Genomic DNA, 3,004 nt, shown 5'->3' with positions numbered 1-3,004 from the left:
TGGCCCATGGCTGCCGACTTGCGGCGCTGCGGCAAGTCGCCTGTTATCTGGGGTACACCGGCCAAAGCGCCACCCCATTTCGGAGGACAGCCCATGGCCCGGCAGAGAAAGGCCGTCAGGGCCATGCCATGTCGGTTATTCGAGGTTGTGCAGAAGAGAGTCACTCGGCATAAGAATTTCAGTCTTTGACCCGAAGCTGACCTCGACACCAACTTGGAATCCCCCGACAACCCGCTCGGTTGATCTCGCTACGAGCGGCGGTGAACCTCGAACGACGCCATCAAGTCAAGGATACGCTGCTGCATCCTCTGCCAATTGGGCACGTCCTCCGGCCGATGACGGAAATAGAAGTGTCGGCCCTTGTTGATGAAGCGGTGCTGACAGGACTTCGGAACAGCCTCGGACGGCGTGCCGCAGCCTATTATCGTGGTGTTGACGCCATGACCGTCATCATAAGCAAGATAGCCATTTCCGACGTACTCCTTGCCGTCCTTGCCATGCGTGATGGTTTTGGTCTTCACGAGACCAAACTCTCTACTTTGCTCGACAATTTCTCCGCCGGGCGGATCTTTCATTAGACTTAGCATCCATTCGGGGTCCCACGTGACGAAGACCGAGTTGCTGTCAAATTCCGCCGGCATCAGACGGCGGTCGAGTGGTTGGAAGTCGGGAGCGGTCGTCGCAAGCAGCAAGCTCGGGCTTGACCCGCCGCTCCACTCTGCTTGCCAGACGGTTGGGATGAGATATGTCTCACCTCCAGAATACCTGATGTAATAGCTGTCCGGCGACACGGGGATCAGTGCCAGCCGCTTACCCACGAAGTCACGCACCTGCAGGCAGGTAATCGCCGGCCCCCGACCCTCAATATGCCCGTTTATTACGCCCGGCTCGAAGACGCGGTGGAGATACGACCAGTGATATAGGCGCACATTGGAGGGTTCGCCGACAACGAGGATCGCGTGGTGCTGCATGTAGAGCAGACCATCGTGCCTGGCCCTCATTTTGAAGATCGACAGGTCGAACCATACGCGTGCGGGCCGGTAGTCGGAGGCCCCGTCAGAAATCTGGATGCAATACGGCTCAGATCCAGCGATCTCTTCAGCGCCATGAGCTACAAGGAGCGATGTCGCCGCGCCTGCGGCGACAAAGAGCAAGGTCACAATTAGAGCCAGACCAACAAGCATTCGTAGCGAAATCAACTCAATCCCCGCCGTGCCACACATTCTATTTCGACCGGCGATATTGGAGTTTGCGCGTGGGGTCGCAGCAAGCACCGTTTATCGGAAAGTTCGGCAAATGGCCGGTGGTCGCGTACGGTATTGTACTTGTTCGTCCGCCTCCCAGAGTGAGAAACGTCAGCGTCTGGCCCAAGGCTGCCGACTTGCGGCGCTGCGGTAAGTTGCCTGTTATCTGGGCTACACCGGCCATAGCGCCACCCCATTTTGGAGAACAGCCCATGGCCCCGCAGAGAAAGGCCGTCAGGGCCATGCCATGTCGGTTATTCGAGGTTGTGCAAGAGATTTGCGCGGCATGAGAATCTCAGTGTTTGACCCATTGCTGACCTTGAGAAGTCTTGGCATCGTGTCGCGATTACTAGCGATCAGGGTGCGAATGTGCGTACATTGAAGATGACAGGGCTCGGCGCGCTTTGCTTGATTGCTTGTCTTTTATTCGACCGAGCAGAGGCATGCGCGGTGGCGAGCGCACAGACTGGCGTGCTCTTCGACCATATCCCTGCGGAGCTCGATGCGCCCGTCATCGTAGAGGTGACGATCGTTGGCAGAGAGGCCGATATCAGTTCTCAGAAATACGGCCGTTTGGCTGTGATGGATGCTCGGGTCGACAGGGTTGTCAAGGGGACACCCGATCTTGACGCGTTGAAGGTTGTTACGTCCATCAGCACCTGCACCCGAATTGGCGTCGGACATGGTTTTGTTGCCGGTGCGATTGATCACGATGCCCGGATCGGCCTCGAGCTGATTGCGATACAGCGACCCTATCAAACCCTAACGCAAAGACGATGAACTCGACCGGGCTTATCAAAATGTGCTTCGTAAGGCTTCCTGTCCCGTTCACCGCGCCGACGTGAGCTTCGTTCAGCGACGTTGGCATTCATGCAATCTTTACTTGTATTCCGGACAACTCCGCTGAATGCCCCTAGAGGCCTTGGCCGATGGCGCCGGAGTTCTGACGCACCCTATGAGCCTCGTATGACATTTATTGGCCCGAGAGCCCTTTTTGGGATTTTGCTGTCTTCGTTGATAGCTGGATGCGATCTCAATCCTCAACTCCGTCCACTGCCCGTGCCAGCCGACCAGGCAGCGTTTCAGAGTGCGTGGAACGCTGGCCGCAGCTACAGTACTCTCACCAACTCGTCCAGCTACGATGGTCGTGTGGAAGAGAAAATGCCAAGGAATCTGCGTAATTGGACCGGGAAGGTGCTCATCAAGAAGACGGTGCGCGGCAAGGTCGATTTATTTGTAATACAGGTCGCCGATCAAGTTGCCGTCGTCGCCTACAACGTCGATCCGGCGCTTCGCGCTGATCTGGCAGATCGAGATAACTACGTTCAATTCAGCGGAGTTCGACCGGAACACCCGTCGCCAACATTTCCTTCGGACGAGCTACAGGTCTCCGGAATATGGGTACTTTTCGAAATGAGACTGGACAAGGTCTCAGTCCCTAATCACCGGCAGGGACAAGGCATATAAAGAATCCTTCAGAGCACGTTTCGAATGTTGGCGCGAAGGCGAATTTCACGCGCAGTCTGCGGAAGTCAGCTTTTGGCCCATCGCGACGAAATCCGCCTATGGCCTGCATGGAGGCTCTGAGGGAGTAGACCGGACCTGCCAGAGATCGGGCAAAGCCGTCGCGATCGACCCATCGCGACATATTGCGGTTCTGCACGAAGTCGGTCGCTATAGGGACAAAGCAGACATTGCTTTAGTCGCATCGCGCCGCAGGGTTTATGGGTACACGGCCTGGCCGTGAGTGAAAACCGGAT

General features: G+C 56.6%; 3 protein-coding genes. 2 read left to right on the top strand and 1 reads right to left on the bottom strand.

Annotated features, from left to right (window positions below):
* Positions 1-248: 248 nt before the first annotated feature.
* Positions 249-1,184 carry a hypothetical protein gene (locus QX073_RS34345; protein WP_315718322.1) on the bottom strand — a complete coding sequence of 312 codons (936 nt, stop codon included), beginning with the start codon at positions 1,182-1,184 and terminating at the stop codon, positions 249-251.
* 429 nt (positions 1,185-1,613) lie between these two features.
* On the opposite strand from QX073_RS34345, the gene QX073_RS34340 reads away from it, so the two are divergent.
* Together QX073_RS34340 and QX073_RS34335 are read left to right on the top strand one after the other, a co-directional pair.
* On the top strand, positions 1,614-2,024 hold the full coding sequence (locus QX073_RS34340; RefSeq protein ID WP_315718321.1) for a hypothetical protein: 411 nt from the start codon (positions 1,614-1,616) through the stop codon (positions 2,022-2,024).
* A gap of 186 nt (positions 2,025-2,210) precedes the next feature.
* Positions 2,211-2,711, top strand: a complete 501-nt coding sequence (locus QX073_RS34335) for a hypothetical protein (RefSeq protein ID WP_315718320.1) — start codon at positions 2,211-2,213, stop codon at positions 2,709-2,711.
* Positions 2,712-3,004: the final 293 nt, after the last annotated feature.

Origin of the sequence: Bradyrhizobium sp. SZCCHNS3052 (assembly GCF_032484495.1) — a bacterium.
In the GTDB taxonomy this organism is placed as follows: Bacteria; Pseudomonadota; Alphaproteobacteria; order Rhizobiales; family Xanthobacteraceae; genus Bradyrhizobium.
Note: the sequence above shows the minus strand (reverse complement) of the source record. Positions and strands in the feature narration are given on the sequence as shown.